This is a genomic window from Rathayibacter sp. AY2B7 (genome assembly GCF_002931635.1).
In the GTDB taxonomy this organism is placed as follows: domain Bacteria; phylum Actinomycetota; class Actinomycetes; order Actinomycetales; family Microbacteriaceae; genus Rathayibacter.
In genome coordinates this window covers 1-17,587 of the sequence record NZ_PSUC01000078.1, presented here as the reverse complement: position 1 = coordinate 17,587, position 17,587 = coordinate 1, and the positions used below count along the sequence as shown (strand labels likewise).

The window sequence follows — 17,587 nt, the reverse complement described above, 5'->3', positions numbered from 1 at the left end:
GCGGCGTGGAACGCCTCGAATTCCTCCTCGAGGATCGAGCGACTGACTTGCGCGTGATCGAACGACGGTCGTCCGGATCGCAACTGCAGCACCGCCTCCGACGCCGCCCGGTCTCGAGCGTCGATCCCGAGCCCGTACGCGCCCAGCACCCCCACGAACTGCTCCACGTACCCGCAACGCAGCTCCGCGGCCGGTGGCAGCCACTCCCCCGGGCCGGCGTCGCTCTTCGCGCGGTTGGTCTGCTCGGACGCGGCGACGAGGTTCGCGGGATCGTTCGCGAAGGCGAGGCGCTGGTCGTCCGTCCACGACCAGGCGCCCTGGTGCCACGCCCAGCCCAGGGCGACGACGTGGTCAATCTGCACGAGGCGGGAGGTGTCGGTCCCGGAGACAAAGGCGACCGAGGTGCCGTCGTAGGGGTCGATCAGGATGCCGGTGAGGACCTTGCAGTCGCGGGTGCCGGGCTTGAACACGGGGGCGAGCAGGTCACGGCCGAGGACGTCGTTGCGGGTGTCGCAGCCGTTGCGGTCGACGTCCGACCACGCCTGTCCGAAGAGGTCGCGGTCGTAAGGGACGGCGGCGGGGCCCTCGACCGCGGGGAGAGCGGCCAGCGTCGCGAGGGACGGAGCGGACGGCTCCGTTTCCGGAGCGGACGGCTCGACGTCCGCCGAGGGGCTGCTCGGCGCGGGGGCAGCGGGACTGCTCGACGCCGCAGAAGCACCGGCCGAGGAGGACACCGCCTCCGGTCCGCCTCCTCCCGCCGTGTCCGACAGCGCGACGGCTGCGACGGCGAGCGCCGCGGCCCCCAGCAGAGCGAGGATCGCACCGGCCCGTCGACGACGGCCCCGGCGCACGGGGGCGGCCGACCAGTGGCGCATGATCGACCCCTCCTGCCACGAGACCCGCGATGCGGCCGACGCGACGCGCCTCCCCAGTATGCGGAGTGACCCGCTCCGGGCTCGACGGTCGGGCGGAGGGTCGGGAACAGGGGTGGCGGCCGCGCGGAGCGACGGCGTCGACGGCCGGGATCGAGCGTCGCGGAGGCCACCTCGTCGCGCCCGCGCCGTCGACCCGCGCCTGCTTGACTGCTCCCATGGAGATCTTCATCGGAGTGGTCGGCCTGCTCGGCGGGCTGGTCATCGCCGGGCTCGCGGTCGTCGCGGTGGTCATCGGACGGCGGCGGGCGGTGCCGGCGTCGCTGGTCGACGTCGAGGTGCGGCTGACGCACGCCGGGGACGACTGGTGGCGGGTGGGCGCGCGGGTGCGCAACTCCGGCCGGTCGCTCGTGCCGGTGACGAGCTACAGCGACGGGCGGCCGATCTCGGTCGATCTCGGCGGAGCCGTGTCGGCGGAGTGGTACGGGTCGGCTCCCCGGTCGGACGCGTGGCGGATCGATCCGGCGGTCGGGCTCCTCCTCGGACCCGTCGCGCTGGAGCGCGGGGCCGACCTGGGGGCGACGATCGTCGTGCGCGGGCGGCCGCAGGTGCGGATCGACGCGCCGCTGCGCTACGTGCCGGTGCGCGAGAACGTGATCGAGTCGCAGACACCGGACGCCGCTCCGGTCTGGGGCGTGTCCGAGGCCGCGGCCGCTCCGGCAGCAGCGCCGGCGTCGGCTCCCCCCGCGCCGATCCGTCCGCGTCAGCAGCGTCCGAGGGACGCCGACCCGAGCCGCGCCGAGCGCGAGAGCGTCCTCCGCGGCGGCTTCGGAGTGTGGGCGGCGATGATCGCGGGCGGCGCAGGAGCCGTCGGCGTCGCGATCGGGATCGCCCTCGAGCTGGCCGGCGTCGAGGCGTCGGGGCTGGGCGGCGCGGGCATCATCCTGATCGCGGCCGGCTTCCTCGGCCTGGTCGGCACCCTCGTGATCCGGCTGCTGCGCCGCTGGCTCGAGCCGCCCGCCCTCTGGCGGACGCCCGCGCAGCGCCTCCGCCGCCCCGGGACGATCACCGTCCTCATCCTGAGCTACGCCGGACTGGCGCTGTTCTGCACCGAGTTCGCAGCGCAGTCGGTGACGGGCGACACGACCTGGGTGGCCGGTGTCGCCGTGCTGATGCTGATCGCCGCGCTGATCGGCATGGGACTCGTCGGGTTCCTCCGCCTGGTCGTCCTGCTCGGCGTGCGCCGCGCCTCCCGGGAGACTCCGTGACCCGTGAGGTCGTCGTCGTCGGGGCCGGCCTGGTCGGAGCGGCGACAGCCCGCGCCCTCACCGAGCGCGGCGATCGCGTGGTGCTCGTCGAGCAGTTCGAGCGGGGTCACGACCGCGGCTCGTCCCACGGCGAGACGCGCATCTTCCGCCGCGGCTACCTCGAGGACGACTACCGCGCCCTCACCGGACGGGCCGGGCGCGCCTGGGCACGGCTCGAAGCCGAGACCGGCCGCCGCCTGCTGCACCCGGTCGGCGCGATCGACCACGGCGACCCCGCCGTCCTGGCCGCCGTCGAGGCTGTCCTCCTGCGCGACGGGATCCCCGTGGTGCGGATCGAAGCGGACGAGGCGCAGCCGCGCTGGCCGGGACTCCGCTTCGAGACCGACGTCCTGCTGCACCCCGAGGGCGGACGCCTCGACGCGGCGGCCGCGATCGACGCGATGCTCGACTCCGCCCTCGGACGCGGCGCCGTCCTCCGGACGCGGACGCGAGTGCTGGGCATCGAGGAGCGCGCCGACGACGTGCGCGTGCTGACCACCGACGGCGCTCTCGACGCCGACGCGGTCGTCGTGGCCGGCGGATCCTGGACGCCTCCGCTCGTGGACGGCCTCGTCCGCGCGGCCGGCCGACGCCTCCCTCCGCTGCGCGTCACGCAGGAGCAGCCCGCGCACTTCGCGACGGACCTGCCCCTCGACTCGTGGCCGAGCTTCGCCCACCACCGCGCCGGCCTGCCCGTCGTCTACGGGCTCGCGACGCCCGGAGTCGGGGTGAAGGTGGGCGAGCACGGCACCGGAGTCGTCGTCGATCCGGACGAGCGCACCTTCGAGCCCGAGCCCGGAGCGCTCGCCCGCCTCGTCGGCTACGTCGCGGAGTGGATCCCGGGCGTGGACGCGGCGAGCGCCGCTCCGATCAGCTGCCTCTACGACAGCACGCCCGGCGAGGACTTCGTGCTCGACCGCGTGGGCCGCGTGACTCTGGCGACCGGGTTCTCGGGGCACGGCTTCAAGTTCGGCCCGGTCCTGGGCGAGCTGCTCGCGAACCTCGTCGCCGGCGGGGCGGCGCGGGAGCGGTTCCAGCTGCTGCCGGCGTGAGGGGCGGGTGCGTCCGGAGGAGCGGCTTCCGACCGGGGAGCAGCGGATGGATTCCGACGCAGCAGCGTCTGCTCAGCGGCCTGCGGGGCCCGTCCCGTGCTGCTCGCGGCCGTCCGGGTCGAGGAGCACGGCGTCGTCCCAGCCGCTCGCCGCCTCCGTCGTGCTGGCCTTCGCCGGCGGGCGCCGCGCGACCGCGACGACGATCAGCGCTCCCAGCATCACCAGGGCGGCGGTCTGGAGCGGCGGCGCGACCATCGCGAGCGCCTGCCGCACGTAGAGCTCCGGCGGGACCGTGATCGAGTCGCCCTGGTACTGGTTCGGCAGCAGGAGGACCACGACCGGGAGCGCGAGCACTGCGGCCCAGAGGACGACGGTGACCGCGATGGCGGCGGCCCAGAGCAGGCGGACCCGCGTCATCGGCGGGGAGCCCTCAGCAGCGGGACCACGACAGCCAGGCCGAGCGCGATCAGGCCGACAGTGAGGAACGGTCCGATCGCGTTGTCGCTGAGCACGCGCAGGTACTGCTCGGGCCCGAAGGCGCTCTGGGACGGCGAGTAGTCGTACCAGCTGTGGGAGCTGTTCCAGAGGGCGAGGAGTCCGACGAGGACGCTCACGCCGCCGACGACCGCCAGGGCTCCGGCGATGCGGCGAGTGGAGACAGCAGGGCGGTGGTCGGCGTCGGTCGCGTCGCGACGGTCACCGGAGTCGGGTGCCGCGTCGCCGGGAGCGGAGTCGGGTTCGGTGGGGAGCGGGACGGTCGGCTCGGTCGGGAGTGGGACTGTCGGCTCCGCGGGTCGGGGCGCGGTCGGCGCCGCGGGTGTCGGGAAGGCCCGCACCGCCGCTCTCGCGCGCTCCGGAGCCGTCCGTCGGCCGGAGACTCGGGAGCCCGTCGGGCGGCCGACCGATCGCACGTCCTCGTGCTCGGGAGCGGACCCGCCGCCTCGCCGGCCAGCCGAGCGCCCGATGCCCGAGGTCCCGCCCGACAGGAACGGGGAGCGGAGGCGCTCCTCTCCGCTGCCGCGCCGCTCGGCCTCGCGTCCGTCGTAGCCGCGCTGGAAGCCCGCGTGGTAGCGCGGGTCGGTGCCGCCCTCGTCCGTTCCGCCGCTCTCGCGTGGGGAGCCGTCCGCTCCGGTGCTCCGCGCCATGCCATCCCCCGCTTCGTGCAGTCGGGCCATCATGTCGCACCTCGCCCGCTGCGGGGAGGTGCCGGGCGGAGCTCGGGGTGCGGTCGGCGGAGGCGGGGGTTCAGCGCCCGGCCGCGGTGGTGCGGGACGGGAGGCTGACGATCCCCGCTCCGACCAGCAGCAGGCCGATCGTCACCGCCGTCAGGGCCGGCCAGCCACCGGCTCCGACGGCCAGGCCGAGGAGCCAGCCGCCGGCGGCCGAGCCCGCGTAGAAGGCGATCGTGTAGACCGCGCCGGCGTGCCCGCGGAGTGCCGGAGCCGCCCGCGCTCCCGTCCAGGCGGCGCCGGTCGCGTGCAGGGCGAAGAAGCCGGCCGTGAAGACGAGGAGTCCGGCGATCACCACGGCCACGTTCTCGGCGAGCATCACCAGCAGTCCGACGATCATCAGGGCGACGCCGATCCGCAGGACGAGGCGGGGACCGATCCGCGGTCCCCATCTCCCCGCGAGCCGGGAGGAGACGGTTCCCGCGAGGTAGGCGGCGAAGAGGAGGGAGACGAGCGCGGGCGCGAGTGCGAACGGCGGCGCCTCGAGCCGGAACGCCAGGTAGTTGTAGACCGCGACGAACACGCCGACCGCGAGGAACGTCTGCAGCGCGATCGCGACGAGCATCGGATCGCGGAGCACCTGCGCCGTCTTCCCTCGCCAGCCGCCGGGAGCCGCCCCGCGCGCGCCGCCGCCCCGGGGCGCGAGCACGGCGAAGACGATCGCCGCCGCCGCGCAGACGGCCGTCACGACGAGCAGGGCTCCGCGCCATCCGAGCACCGCCGCGAGCGGTCCGGCGAGCAGGCGTCCGGCCGCACCGCCGATCGTGGTCCCGGAGACGTACGCCGTCGCGGCGGCCGTCGCTCCGGCGCCTCCGACCCGGTCGTGGATCGCCGCGACGGCGAGGGCCGGGACGGCACCCAATGCCGCTCCACCCAGGAAGCGCAGGACGAGCAGGAGCTCGAAGGTCGGGGCGACGCAGGCGAGCAGCGCCAGGACCGCGGACGTGAGGACCGCGATCCGCATGGATTCGAGCCGTCCGATGCGCTCGGCCACCGAGGCCCACGGCAGCACCGAGAGCGCCAGCCCGAGGGTCGCGGCCGAGACCGTGAGCGCGGCGTCGGACGGGGCGAGGGCCCACTCCCGCGCGAGCTGCGGGAGGACGCTCTGCACGGCGTAGAGCTCGGCGAAGGTCGCGACTCCGGCGGCGAGGAGGGCGATGGTCAGCCGCCGCTGCGAGAAGGGCGCCGCTGCGCGCATCGGTCGGGTGCCTGCGGCGGTGCTCATGATTCCGACGGTAGACCGCCTCCGGGTGCATGACTAATGTCCTTTCTCGTGCTGTTCATGCGTTCTGGTCATGTCCGGATCTAGGGTGGTGGCGTGTCCGACGACTGGCCCGCGACCCTCCGCCTCCTGCCCCTGCTCGTCGCGGTCGCCCAGACCGGGAGCGTGACGGCGGCGGCCGCCGAGCTCGGGATCCCGCAGCCGACCGCGAGCCGGTCGCTCGCCCGGCTGTCCGCCCTGGTCGGCACTCCCCTGGTCCGCCGGGAGGGCCGCGGGGTGGTGCTGACGGAGGCGGGGACGCGTCTCGCCGAGGCCGCTCAGGACGGCATGTCGGTGATCCGCACCGGGCTCGCGGAGGTGCGGCAGGCGGGCGACGTGGAGCACGGCCGGATCGACCTCGCCTTTCAGACGCTCCTCGGGGAGAGCTTCGTGCCGGATGTGATCCGCCGGTTCCGCCGCCGCTGGCCGCAGGTCGGCTTCGGGCTCCGTCACGGCTCCCGAGCCCTCTGCCTGAGGGCCGTGGCGGAGGGCGAGTCCGAGCTGGCGATCGTCGCGGATCCGCCCGATCTCCCCGGCACCACCACGACGACCCTCTATTCGGAGCCTCTCCTCGCGGTCGTGGACCCCCGTCATCCGCTGGCCTCGCGGCGCTCGGTCACGGTCGGGGACCTCCGCGGCCTCGACCTGATCATGCTGGCGCCCGGCTACGGCCTCCACGAGTCGGCCCGGCGCCTGCTCGCCGTGGACGGCCGCGACCCCGTGCCGGCGTTCGAGGTCGGCGACTACCGCGCCGCCCGGGGACTCGCGGCGGCCGGCCTGGGACTCACGATCCTGCCGCCGAGCCCGTCCTCGGTCGACGACGACGTCCGCGAGATCCCGATCGACGATCCGGGCGCGAGCCGTGAGATCGGTGTGCTCGCCCGCGACACCGGGAACCCGGTCGTCCCCGAGTTCCTGCGGGCCCTGCACGCCGCGGCGGCCGCCCGGCGCCGGTGACCGCTGCTCGGCTCTGCTGTCAAGCACAGGAAGCGGAGGCCCTTCGTGCAGCAAGCTTCGAGAGGATCCCCGCACCGCCAGCGACACCCCCTCCCCCCGCTCCTGCACCACGTCACCGAGGACGGCCCCGGTCATGATCCTTCTCCGCACCCACGCCAACCGCTGGACCGCGCGCGCCCGCCGCAGCGGCGTCGTCCTCGGCATCATCACCCTGGTCTCCGACCTCCCCCGACCGGCCTATCGGACGGTCCGCCTCGATCCGACGAGCGGTGAGCGCGTCCTGCTCCGCGACACCGCCGAGCTCGAGGAGGCCTTCGCCGTGCTCCTCGCCGGGCTCGAGCGCTCGCGCATCGCGGCCTCGGCACCCCCGGCCGAGTCGGCTCCCCCGTGCGCCCCGGTCGACGCGCCCGTCGCAGTCGAGGACGACCTCGAGGAAGCCGCCTGACCCGACGGCGTCCTTGCGGGGAGACCCTCACCGCGCATCAGGTGCCGAGCTCTCCGCCCGCCTCCTTCACACTCGACGTGTCGGATCGACGTGCCGTGACACCTCGACCGGCGGATCCGTCCTCGGCAGGTCCCGCGGGCCGATGACCCGTCGGAGCCGGGCCGGCCTGCGCGACCGCAGGAGAGCCCGGCGCCAGCGCGGATCGGTGCGGGCTCGGAGGTGGGGGTCGAGCGGGCGGAAGCCTCCCGCGGTCCGCTCCTCGATCAGCACGATCGTCGCGGTCGCGAGGTGCAGTCTCCGGACCGGCTCCCTCTCGGGATGCGGATGTCCGGAGCGCGTGCGGAGCTGCTGCTCCAGCTGCTCCGGGTCGGCGGACCACCAGGTGCTGACGCCGACGCGTCCATCGGGGAGAGGGAAGCGCTCGGTGATGCGGTAGCGGAGGCCGTGCTCGGTCATGCAGTAGTGCCTTTCGAGGAGAGGGTCCGGGAGCCCGGGCCGCGCTGCAGCGGCCCGGGCTCCGGTTCACGAGGTGCGGGTCGAGCGACGGCGCAGCGCCGTCAGGGCGCCGCCGGCCAGGAGCAGAGCGCCGGCTCCGGCCGCGAGGGGCCCGGCCGCCGCTCCCGTCGAGGCGAGGACCGTCGGCACGAGTCCGACCGGAGGCACCGCCACCTGGGCGCAGCTGGCTCCGCCGTCGTCCGCGCACGGGTGCAGGACGGTCGTCGGATCGAAGCCCTCCGGGACCTCGGTCAGGCGCGCCCGGTTGGGGATGGTCCACGCGTCCACGCCGTCGGCGACCCGTCCGGTCACGGTGAACGTCGTCGACGCTCCCGGTGCCAGAGACAGGTTCTCGACAGTCAGGTCGGACGACGCCGGGCCGCCGTCCCGGGAGATCGTGACGTCGCTCAGGTGCGCGAGCTCGGGGATGTCGGTGAGGGTCACCCCGTCCGCCGGCCGAGCCCCCTCGTTGGCGACCACGATCCGGAACCCGGCACGCCCGCCGTGGTCGACCTGATTCCCGATCGCCGTCTTCTCGATGGAGAGCCTTCCCTCGACGGGCGGCACCGGGATCTCGGCGCAGGACGACGTCGCATCGTCAGCGCAGGCGTTCTCGACCGTCGGCGGGTCGAAGCCCTCGGGCTGGTGGGTGATCGAGACGCGGTTGGGCAGGGTCGCGGAGTCGTACCCGTCGGCGACCCGGCCGCTGACGTGCAGCGACACCTGGCCGCCGGCGGGGATGTCGAGACCCGTGACGGGCTCCGTGGCCGGCTGCGTTCCTCCGGCGCCGTTCTCGATGGTCGCCTCGAGCAGGTGGTCGAGCGTCGGGACGTCGGTCACGGTCACGTCCGTCGCGTCGACCGTTCCGGTGTTCGCCACGACGATGTCGAAGCCCGCCGTGCCGCCGTGCTCGGCGCTCGCCTGGGACGCGGTCTTCCGGATCAGGAGCGACCCCTCGCCGATGTCGTGCGGGACGGTGGCGCAGGGGTTCGCGTCGGTCCCCGTGCCGGACGAGGCGGGAGCGAAGGGCGCACCGGCGAGGCAGGCCGTGTTCGTCAGCGCACGGTCCCCCTCGCCGGTCACGATCACGTCGAAGGTCAGCTCGGCCGTCGCCCCGACCGGCAGGCTGCCGGCCGCCCAGGAGATGCGGCCCGTCTCCGCGTCGATCGTGGCCGTGCCCTGCGAGGCGCGGAGGGAGCCGGCGTCGAGCTCGGCGTCGTCGAGCACGCCCTTGTCGAGGTAGTCGATGACGGCGGCGTCGGAGTAGTCCCCGGTCCCGTCCGAGGTCAGCGTCACCCGGTAGGGCACGCGGGCGCCGCGGAGCAGCGGAGTGGCGGAGTCGACCGACGAGGTCTTCGCGATGGTCACGTGCGGCGCGAGCGGATCGAGGCGTGCGACCGCGACCGCACCGTCCGAGCCGTAGGCCCAGTCGTCGATCGCCCGCAGGTCGCCGTAGGAGCCGTGCACCGAGTCGTTGGCGTTGGGGACGCGGCCCCGCCCGGAGTCGTCGCCCTCCCAGCGGTGCACCCCGCCGGACGAGTCGGTGCCGCCGTCGCCGGACGTCACCGCGGAGGTGCCGGAGTACCGCTCCGAGTTCGATCCGGCGAGGAGCGAGTCGTCCCAGTGGACCATCGACGGGTCGTCGCCGCCGCCGGTCGACCTCACGACGGACACGCCGCCGGCGGACGTCTCGGCGTCGACCCGCGTGAAGTGGAACTCGTTCGTGCGGCCGATGGAGGCGCGGAAGGTGACGTCGGGGTCGGTCACGTCGACCGTCCCGCCCTTCGCGTCCCGTCCGTCCCAGTCGACCGAGAAGGGACCGGTCGTCCCCGCGATCCGGGTGAGGTGCACGTCGCGCTCGCCGTCGTAGGAGCCGTCCCCGTCCGCATCGACGTCCACGACGACGGTGCCCGGCTGCGTCCCCAGGACGCCGGTCAGCGTGCCCGCGTCGGAGCCCGCGGTCGACCGGCGGAAGGCGAGGCCCTCGATCGTCGGCGCGCGGTAGGCCGGAGCGATCGACTCCGGCAGGTCGGACGACGGCGGGTCCAGGAAGAGCTTGTAGGTCTGCAGGCCGTCGATCCCGGAGCGTCCGGACGCCTGCACGTACTGCGCCCCGATGCCGCCCGCCTCGCTCGACTGCGGCATGGGGACCGAGAGGTAGGACGGATCGGACGACCCGGCCTTCACGTTGCCCTTGTTCGTGGCCTGGACCGTCGAGGCGACCCCGTCGTAGCCGCGCAGCCCCAGCTCGTAACGGGCGCCCGTCTCCGTGACGGCGTGGAGCGTGAAAGACGAGCGCCGCTCCTCGGGCGAGGAGTAGGACTCCTTCGCCCCGGACTGGATCGCATAGGAGTCGGACCACACCCGGCCCGCGACCGCCGCGCCCCGCGCGTCCTGGACGCCGATGCTCCAGACGAGGTTCACCGGCGCCGTCACGTCGTCGTCGGACACCCGGATCTGGAAGACGCCGGTCTCGTCCGCCACGAACGAGCCGCCGGCGGACACCGAGGGCGCCGCTCCGGGCGCGAAGTCCTGCTCGTCGAGGACGACTCCGCCCGGAGCCGTCACCCGGGCGGTACCGCCGCCGGTCTCGCCCTCGCCGGCGCCCGAGCCCGCCTGGAGCGGGTGGAGGTCCACCCGGAGCGTCTCGCCCTTCTGGACCCAGGCCGAGACGGTCGTCACTCCGGCGTTCGTCGCGCCTCCCTGCAGGAGGGTGTTCTCGATCGTCGTGTGAGGACCGTCGGCGGCGAGGGCGGGCGGCGGCGCGAGGCCTCCGCCCAGCAGCCCGCTCACGAGCACGCAACCCACCGTCGTGCCGACCAGCGCTCGCGCCGTCCGCGCTCGGGGTCGTCCGCGCTCGTCCTGCCCCGACTGTTCCGTTCGACTCATCCGATGTCCTCTCCTCTGCCGACCGAGCGCACTGCGTCGGCGGCGACCGTTCAGCCCCACGGAAGGAGAGTATTGCTCGGTTCGACGTCACCGCGGCCGGTACGGCTGCATCCGTGGAGAACGGCGCGAGATGGGCGCTGTGGAGGAGGAAACGGCGCGCGAGAAGAGCCGAGCGGCGTGCTCGCGACGGGTGATCGCGGAGCCTGCGCGGACTGACCGCGAGCGCGGGCGCGGACTGATCGCGGATGCGGGCGGAAGACAGTCGGCGTCGTCGACGGCGTGAAGAGGCGTCCTGCGAGGCGGAGGACCGGCCGTTCCGTCGCCCCGCACTCACCGGGAGACCGACGCCGACAGCCACCGGAACGAGCGACTGTTAAAACGAGAACAGCCCGCCGAAGCGGGCCGTTCTGCTCTGTCTCAACCAGAGTGCGCCCGGAGGGATTCGAACCCCCAACCTTCTGATCCGTAGTCAGATGCTCTATCCGTTGAGCTACGGGCGCAGTCCATCGCGTGGGCCAGAGGCGCACGCAACGAGGTACGACTATACATGCCGGGAGCCCCCTCCGCGAATCGGCGGCGGCGGCAGCGAGGGCTCCCTCCCTGGACGATCCTGTGGCGCCCGGGCGCCCCTTCCTCCCTGGCAATTCGGAACGCGCCGCAGAGCCTCCGACCGGCGGACGCCGCTGCTCCCCCTCACGGCGTACCGTGGGCTCATGGAGGCCGCCGCGATCGAGCTCGTGGGCTTCGTCGTCTCTCCGCTGCACCGCTACGAGGGCCGCCCCGCCGATGGCCCGGTGCCGTCCGAGGGCAACGAGCAGCCCGAGCGGATCGAGATCCGCGCAGGCCTCGGCATCGTCGGCGACCGCTTCTTCGCCCAGCGCGCGCACCGCCCCGCGGCGATCACGCTCTTCGCGGTCGAGACCCTCGAGCACATCGCCGCCGAGCTCGGCGCAGGGCCCTTCGACCCCGCCGACACCCGCCGCAACATCATCGTCCGCGGCGCCGACGTCGATGCGCTCGCCGGCCGCACGTTCGCGATCGAGCAGGGCGGGGAGCGGATCGAGTTCCAGGGCGGACGACCAGCGAACCCCTGCGCCTGGATGGACGTCGTGCTCGCCCCCGGGGCGTTCCGGGCTATGCGGAGGCGCGGCGGCGTCCGGACCGCCCCCCTGACCAACGGCGTCCTCCACACCGGGCCGGCCCGTCTGATCCTCCACAGGTCGGACGACATGCTGATCTGAGCCCGGCGGCGAGCGCCTAGGCTCGCAGCGACCGACTCCCCCGATCGAAGGAGGCCCCGTGCTCCGCCCGAGCGACCTCCTCCCCACCCTCGCCACGACCCTGCGGCGCGGAGTCCGCGACGTCTTCGCGACCACGCGCTCCCGGGGGCGGGATCCGCACCGCCGCACCCGCAGCACCGACGTCTCGGTCCAGCGGGTGCACCACCGCGATGTCTGGGCGCGGGTGAGCACAGTGGGGCGCGACGGCGAGCGCACGTTCGTCCTCGTGCCGGGGATCGGAGTCGCGGCCACGTACTTCGAGCGCCTCGCGCCCGCGCTCAACGAGTTCGGCCCGGTGCACGCCCTCGACCTGCCGGGGTTCGGCGGCGTGCCGCACCCGATCGACGCGCGGCGCATGGACATCGGCGACTACGCCGAGCTGGTCGGCGCCGTCATCGACGAGCTCGGCCTCGACGATCCCGTCGTACTCGGCCACTCGATGGGGACGCAGGTGGTGGCCGAGCTCGCCGCCCGCCGTCCGGAGCTGACCACCATCGTCCTGCTCGGACCCGTGATGAACCGGCACGAGCGCCGCCTCCCGACCGCCGCGCTCCGCTTCGCCCAGTCGAGCGTCCGCGAGCCCCTCAAGGTCGCGATCCTCGCCGCGGGCGCCTACCTCCTCTGCGGACCGCGCTGGTTCTCCCGCGTGCTGCCCGAGATGATGCACTACCGGATCGAGGAGACCGTCCCCCGGATCCGCGCGTCCGCCCTCGTCATCCGCGGCGAGTTCGACCGGCTCGTTCCGCGCGAGTGGGCGGAGGAGATCGCCCGGTCGATGCCACATGCGCGGGCCTGGGAGATCCCCGACGCCTCCCACTCCGTGATGCACGCGCACGCGGAGGAGGTCGCCCGCCTCTGCGTCGAGCACGCGCGGGCGCCGCAGCCCGACCGGGACGAGGCCGCCCTCCGTCGCTACCCCGACTCGGAGGTCGACCACTCCGAGGAGGACGCGCCCACCGAGGACCCGATCGGCGCTCTCCGGGGACGCATCACCGAGCTGGCCGGGATCCTCGTGGACGACGACTCCCTCATCGCCGAGGGCAAGACCCTCCACGCCGAGGCGAGCGATCCCGAGGCACTGCACCAGGTCGCTCCCGACCCGGGCGACGGCGAGCTCGTCGAGGGCGGCGGATCGAGGGAGGACGGCGAGCAGGACGGCTGACCACCGCAGGCCACCACGAGCCGCATGTCGCGCGGCGCGAGACGCCGAGCGCTCGCGAGAGCAGACCTCCCGCCGACGCCACTCGGCGCCCGCCCGTCAGGACTCCGCGCCGACGATCTCCTCGCGGATGCGCCGCAGGTCCTCGGCGAGCGCCCCCAGCAGGATCCAGTGCTGCGGGTGCGGAGTCGCGATCACGAGCGGCGCGGTGAGAGCGGGCAGCTCGTCGGTGATCGCCTCCGGCTCGGGAACGTCGACCGAGGACTGCACGAGGAGCCGCAGATCGTGGGCGGCCCGGTGCAGCTGGACGGCGATGTCGGCGATCGTCGGCTCCCCGACGAGCTCGTCGTCGTAGAGGTCGTGCACGGTCCGCGTCATGCCCCGGACCCGGGTCACGATGCGCCCCAGCCGCGGGACGACGGAGTCGAGGGCCAGCAGCCGGTCGCGGTGGGCGGAGCGGCGCGGGTTGAGGCGGAGGGACTCCTCGCCGGTCGCGATCGCCTCCTCCGCCTTGCTCTGCATGGTCTGCAGCAGCCGGGCGTTGATGAGCAGCTCGTCGAGCCGACGTCGCGGGACGGGGGCCTGGAGAGCGTCGCCGAGGTCGTCGAGGGCGGCGGCGAGCTGAGCGGTGAGGTCTCCGATCGCCCGCTCGGCCGGCGCCAGCACGACCGGAGGGACGATGAGCACGTTGATGACGACTCCCACCGCCGCGCCCAGCAGGGTCTCGAGGATGCGGTCGAGCGCGTAGTTCGGCGTGACCGCGCCCACCGAGAGCACGAGCATCGCGCTGATCGGGATCTGCACCGCGGAGGCGGGGGTCAGGCGCACGGCCCACCCGACGGCGATCGCGGCCACGATCGCGAGGAGAACGATGATGCTCTCGCCGCCGAGCACCGTGCCGATCACGGATCCGACGATCACGCCGATGATGACGCCGACCGAGCGCTCGAGCGCCTTGGAGAACGACTGGTTGATGCTCGGCGCGACGACGAGGAGCGCGGCGATCGCGCCGAAGACGGGCAGCGTCCCCGGGAAGACGACGCCGGCGAGGAGCCAGGTGACGACCGTGGCCGCCGCCGTCTTGACCAGCTGCAGCACCGGCGGCCGCGTCGGCACGGTGAAGCTCGAGGTCAGGCGCATGGGACCACGGTAGCGAGCGCCCGCCGCCTCGCGGTCCCCGCGCGTGTCACCGGCTCGCGGCGGCCTCGACGCTCGCGAGCACCGCGCGGAGCGAGCGCGACGCCTCCGCCCGCAGATCGGCGGGCACCCCCGAGAGCAGCGCCCGCTCGGCGTCGAGCACCTCGGGGAAGGCCCGGTCGACCAGCTCCTCCCCCTCGCGAGTCAGCGTGATGAGCGAGCCGCGCCCGTCCGCCGGGTTCGCGGCGCGCCGCACCAGGCCCCGCCGCTCCAGCGAGTGCACGCGCTTGGTGATCGCGGGAGCGGAGGCGAGGGCGATCGTCCGGAGGGTCGTCGGCGACTGCGGAGCGCCGGCGCGACGCAGCGTGGAGAGCACGTCGAACTCGCCGCGGGTCAGCCCGCGGGCGGCGAGCAGCTCCTCCGTCGCCCGGACGATCAGCGCGGAGGCGCGGATCACCCGCCCGACGACGTCGACGGCGGAGGTGTCGAGCTCGGGCCGCAGCGCCGCCCAGCCCGCCCTGATCTCGTCGACCGCGTCACCCGGCTGGCTTTCAGAGTCATTCACACGTAAAGTATATCTGCTTCACCCGTGAAACACTTCTCCGGCCGCCGCCGCTCGGACCCCGATCAGAGGACCCGATGGCCGCCACCCCCGTTCTGCCCCACCCCCGCGAGCTCCTCGCCTTCGGCCCGCACGCCGGCGCCCATCGCGTCGCCCTGCGCGCCGGCGTCTCGATCGCCGTCCCGCTGCTCGTCCTCTGGGCGCTCGGCCGCACCGATCTCGCCCTCTACGCGACCTTCGGCGCCTTCACGGCCCTCTACGGTCGCCAGCACACGCACCGGCCGCGCCTGCTGATGCAGCTGTCGGCAGCCGCGTTCCTCGTCACCACCGTGACCCTCGGCACCGTCGTCTCCCTCTCTCCTCACCGCGACTGGCTGATCATCCCCGTCGTGGTCGCCGTGACCGTCGCGGCCGCCTACCTCAGCGACGCCCTGCACTGGCACCCGCCCGGCCCGCTGTTCCCGGTGTTCGCCGTCACGGCGTGCGCGTCCGTCCCGTCCGAGCCCTCGCGGATCCCGCTCGCCGTCGCTCTCGCCGCGGGCTCCGCCGCCTTCTCGCTCGTCGTCGGCCTGAGCGGTCTCGCGCTCCCCCGCGCACGCCGCCTCGCCCCGACGCCGTGGCGCACCTCGTTCCGCGCGGCGGCGGCCCGTCCGGCGACGCGCGCCGCCCTGCTCCGCTTCGGGGCCGTCGTCCTGGTGGCAGGCACCATCCCGACCGCGACGGGCCTGGGCCACCCCTACTGGGCGGTGGTCTCCGCCGTCGCAGCCGTCTCGGGAGCGGACGCGGGCGCCCGGCTCGTGCGCGCGGGCCACCGGATGCTCGGCACGATCGTCGGAGTGCTGATCGCGGCCGCGCTCCTGGCCCTGCCGCTCTCCCCGCTCGCCGTGATCGTGGTGGTGGTGCTCCTCCAGATGACCGCCGAGCTCGTCGTCGGCCGCAACTACGGTCTGACCCTCGCCTTCGTCACTCCGCTCGCGATCCTCATGGTCGAGCTCGCGCACCCCGTCGACGAGCTCGTGCTGCTGCGCGACCGGGCGCTCGAGACCGCGCTGGGCGTGCTCGTCGGAGTCGTGGCGACGCTCCTGACCCACGCCGCCTCGCAGCGCTCGCGCTCGCGCTCCTAGGCTCAGGAGAATGGACCGCACGATCCCCGCTGTGCTCGCCGAGATCACGGCGGCCGTCGCCGAGGTGCGCGACGTCGCGCGGTCGCAGCAGGACGGCGCGCGGGCCCGCGTCGCGGACCGGCTCGACGAGCTGTTCGCAGGAGCGACGACCCGCCGAGAGGTCCGGGCGGCGGCCGCCGACGCGCTCGGGCTCTGGGGCGGGGCGGGCTCCTTCTCGGACGTCGGCTCGGCCGAGGCCGACCACGCGGTCAGGCGCCTGTACCGGGCCCTGCGCGCCGGCCGCTCCTGGCTGCTCCACGCCGGCTGACCCGCACGTCGCGACCGCCGCACGACGCCGAGAACGACGAAGGCCCCCTGCTTCCGTGGAAGCGGGGGGCCTTCTCGTTGGCGGTACCGGTGGGATTTGAACCCACGGTGGACGCAAGCCCACACATGTTTTCGAGACATGCTCCTTCGGCCGCTCGGACACGGTACCGGGGTCGAGTGTACGCGACGGCCGGAAGTCGCGTCAATCGAGCGGACCGGCCGCCGTCAGGCGGGGAGGAGGAAGCCGAGCACGCGGTCCCACTCCGGGATCGCGAGCAGGTGGCCGCGGCCGGGCACGACCTCGAGGCGGGAGTCCGGCAGCCGTGCGGCGTACCACTCGGCGTGGCGGCGGCCGGCGACCGCGTCCTCGGCACCGTAGAGGAGGAGCGCGGGCGGCTCGGCGGACTCGACGGCGAAGCCCCACTCCTGCACGCCGTAGCCGATGAGGTCGGCGGCCATGCCGAGGGCGCCCTGGGCGACGGCGCGCTCGAGCATGCGCGAGAGGCGCTCGCGGACGCCGGGGGTCTCGAGCACCGCGGTGTCGGCGTCGCCGGAGCCGAGCATCCCGAGCAGGGCGTCCGGGGCGGGGGTCGGGCCGAAGGCGCCCTCGAGCGTGCGGGTGAGCGAGCGGACGGCCTCGTCGAGCGGGAGATCGGCCAGGCGGGCGAGCTCGGCGCGGTTCTCGTCGCCGACCCACGGCACGGCGTCGTCGGGAGCGGGCGTGCCGATCACGGCGACTCGCTCCACGAGGCCGGGGTAGTTCGCGGCGAGCGCGAGGGCCACGCGGCCTCCCGCCGACCAGCCGGCGGCGCTGACGGAGGCGATGCCGACGGTCGCGAGGTACTCGGCGATGTCGGCGGCGGCCTGCTCGGGGCTGGCTCCGACGCCCGCTCCGGCGGGGTCGAGGTCGGTCAGGAGGGAGGAGGCGCCGTAGCCCGGGCGGTCGAACGAGAGAAGGCGCACGCCGTGGCGCGCGGTCGCCTCCGGGTCGGGGTCGAAGTCCGAGGAGCCGGGAGCGGGATGCGCCAGGACGACGACCCGCTCGGCGCCCTCGGGGCCGGACCAGCTGACTCCGAGCGGGCGGCCGGACTTGAGGACGTGCACTGTCGAGGGCATGTCCCCAGTCTCCCGCAGACGTCCGACGCCGACGGAGCGGCGCTCGGGCGGAGTCGTTCTCCGAGGCGCGATCCTCCGCCTCCGCTCCTCCGCGACCACGCTCCTCCACAGACGGCCTCCACGAGACCTCTCCCCCGGCCTGGCGCGCCCCGCTCGCGGCGTCGGTGGTCGACGGTACTGTCGAAGACACGTTCGAACGAGCGGCGGTGTCGGGGGTCCCCCGTAGCGTCGCGCTCGTCCCCCTCCTCCGCCCCGAAAGGACCTCATGGCCTCCTCGAAGACGCGCACCGCCCCGTACCGCTGCTCGGAGTGCGGGTGGACGACCGCGAAGTGGGTCGGCCGCTGCGGCGAGTGCCAGCAGTGGGGCTCCGTGATCGAGAGCACCGAGCGCACCGG

18 protein-coding genes and 2 tRNA genes are annotated in these 17,587 nt (G+C 74.4%); 9 read left to right on the top strand and 11 right to left on the bottom strand.

Annotation, left to right across the window (positions count from 1 at the left end; translation table 11 throughout):
• Positions 1 to 875 (bottom strand): HNH endonuclease family protein (locus tag C5C27_RS12470; protein ID WP_104314546.1); only part of this gene is annotated, 875 nt, incomplete at its 3' end.
• A 215-nt stretch (positions 876 to 1,090) separates the two neighbouring features.
• Here C5C27_RS12470 and C5C27_RS12465 point away from each other — a divergent pair.
• Positions 1,091 to 2,140, top strand: coding sequence for a hypothetical protein (locus C5C27_RS12465; protein WP_104297295.1), 1,050 nt, complete (start codon positions 1,091 to 1,093; stop codon positions 2,138 to 2,140).
• Entirely contained in the window at positions 2,137 to 3,231 is a 1,095-nt protein-coding gene (locus C5C27_RS12460; RefSeq protein WP_104314545.1) for an FAD-dependent oxidoreductase, read from the top strand. The genes C5C27_RS12465 and C5C27_RS12460 overlap by 4 nt, the downstream gene beginning before the upstream one ends.
• A 72-nt stretch (positions 3,232 to 3,303) precedes the next feature.
• On the opposite strand, the gene C5C27_RS12455 is transcribed toward C5C27_RS12460, so the two are convergent.
• From C5C27_RS12455 to C5C27_RS12445, 3 genes are all read right to left on the bottom strand, one after another.
• Complete coding sequence (locus tag C5C27_RS12455; RefSeq protein WP_104314544.1) at positions 3,304 to 3,648, bottom strand: hypothetical protein; 345 nt, start codon at positions 3,646 to 3,648, stop codon at positions 3,304 to 3,306.
• A complete protein-coding gene (locus tag C5C27_RS12450; RefSeq protein WP_104314543.1) occupies positions 3,645 to 4,376 on the bottom strand; it encodes a hypothetical protein in 732 nt (243 codons plus the stop codon). The genes C5C27_RS12455 and C5C27_RS12450 overlap by 4 nt, the downstream gene beginning before the upstream one ends.
• Before the next feature lie 100 nt (positions 4,377 to 4,476).
• Entirely contained in the window at positions 4,477 to 5,685 is a 1,209-nt protein-coding gene (locus C5C27_RS12445) for an MFS transporter (RefSeq protein ID WP_104314542.1), read from the bottom strand.
• Between the two features lie 93 nt (positions 5,686 to 5,778).
• On the opposite strand from C5C27_RS12445, the gene C5C27_RS12440 reads away from it, so the two are divergent.
• Together C5C27_RS12440 and C5C27_RS12435 are read left to right on the top strand one after the other, a co-directional pair.
• Positions 5,779 to 6,678, top strand: a complete 900-nt coding sequence (locus C5C27_RS12440; RefSeq protein WP_104314541.1) for a LysR family transcriptional regulator — start codon at positions 5,779 to 5,781, stop codon at positions 6,676 to 6,678.
• 133 nt (positions 6,679 to 6,811) lie between these two features.
• Positions 6,812 to 7,123 (top strand): hypothetical protein, encoded by a 312-nt coding sequence (locus C5C27_RS12435; RefSeq protein ID WP_104239290.1) that lies wholly within the window; start codon positions 6,812 to 6,814, stop codon positions 7,121 to 7,123.
• A gap of 66 nt (positions 7,124 to 7,189) precedes the next feature.
• Here the strand turns inward: C5C27_RS12435 and C5C27_RS12430 are convergent, their stop codons facing one another.
• From C5C27_RS12430 to C5C27_RS12420, 3 genes are all read right to left on the bottom strand, one after another.
• Positions 7,190 to 7,579, bottom strand: coding sequence for a hypothetical protein (locus tag C5C27_RS12430; RefSeq protein ID WP_104314540.1), 390 nt, complete (start codon positions 7,577 to 7,579; stop codon positions 7,190 to 7,192).
• A 66-nt stretch (positions 7,580 to 7,645) separates the two neighbouring features.
• Positions 7,646 to 10,507 (bottom strand): DUF11 domain-containing protein, encoded by a 2,862-nt coding sequence (locus tag C5C27_RS12425; RefSeq protein ID WP_104314539.1) that lies wholly within the window; start codon positions 10,505 to 10,507, stop codon positions 7,646 to 7,648.
• A gap of 427 nt (positions 10,508 to 10,934) precedes the next feature.
• Positions 10,935 to 11,007, bottom strand: a tRNA-Arg gene (locus tag C5C27_RS12420).
• A 213-nt stretch (positions 11,008 to 11,220) separates the two neighbouring features.
• Between C5C27_RS12420 and C5C27_RS12415 the strand changes: the two genes are divergently transcribed.
• Positions 11,221 to 11,748 (top strand): MOSC domain-containing protein, encoded by a 528-nt coding sequence (locus C5C27_RS12415; RefSeq protein WP_104225994.1) that lies wholly within the window; start codon positions 11,221 to 11,223, stop codon positions 11,746 to 11,748.
• 58 nt (positions 11,749 to 11,806) lie between these two features.
• On the top strand, positions 11,807 to 12,949 hold the full coding sequence (locus C5C27_RS12410; protein WP_104239287.1) for an alpha/beta fold hydrolase: 1,143 nt from the start codon (positions 11,807 to 11,809) through the stop codon (positions 12,947 to 12,949).
• Positions 12,950 to 13,045: 96 nt separating this feature from the next.
• On the opposite strand, the gene C5C27_RS12405 is transcribed toward C5C27_RS12410, so the two are convergent.
• The gene (locus C5C27_RS12405; protein ID WP_104225996.1) at positions 13,046 to 14,086 is read right to left on the bottom strand and encodes an aromatic acid exporter family protein; all 1,041 of its coding nucleotides are present in this window, start codon (positions 14,084 to 14,086) and stop codon (positions 13,046 to 13,048) included.
• Between the two features lie 46 nt (positions 14,087 to 14,132).
• Entirely contained in the window at positions 14,133 to 14,648 is a 516-nt protein-coding gene (locus C5C27_RS12400; RefSeq protein WP_104314537.1) for a MarR family winged helix-turn-helix transcriptional regulator, read from the bottom strand.
• A gap of 74 nt (positions 14,649 to 14,722) precedes the next feature.
• Here C5C27_RS12400 and C5C27_RS12395 point away from each other — a divergent pair, with 74 nt between their 5' ends.
• Positions 14,723 to 15,769 (top strand): FUSC family protein, encoded by a 1,047-nt coding sequence (locus C5C27_RS12395; protein WP_104314536.1) that lies wholly within the window; start codon positions 14,723 to 14,725, stop codon positions 15,767 to 15,769.
• Between the two features lie 10 nt (positions 15,770 to 15,779).
• Positions 15,780 to 16,076, top strand: a complete 297-nt coding sequence (locus C5C27_RS12390; RefSeq protein ID WP_104314535.1) for a hypothetical protein — start codon at positions 15,780 to 15,782, stop codon at positions 16,074 to 16,076.
• Positions 16,077 to 16,154: 78 nt separating this feature from the next.
• On the opposite strand, the gene C5C27_RS12385 is transcribed toward C5C27_RS12390, so the two are convergent.
• Both C5C27_RS12385 and C5C27_RS12380 read right to left on the bottom strand, forming a co-directional pair.
• Positions 16,155 to 16,244, bottom strand: a tRNA-Ser gene (locus tag C5C27_RS12385).
• 56 nt (positions 16,245 to 16,300) lie between these two features.
• Entirely contained in the window at positions 16,301 to 17,191 is an 891-nt protein-coding gene (locus C5C27_RS12380; protein WP_146083747.1) for an alpha/beta fold hydrolase, read from the bottom strand.
• Positions 17,192 to 17,456: 265 nt separating this feature from the next.
• On the opposite strand from C5C27_RS12380, the gene C5C27_RS18095 reads away from it, so the two are divergent.
• A partial coding sequence (locus C5C27_RS18095) for a hypothetical protein (protein WP_181133533.1) occupies positions 17,457 to 17,587 on the top strand: 131 nt, incomplete at its 3' end.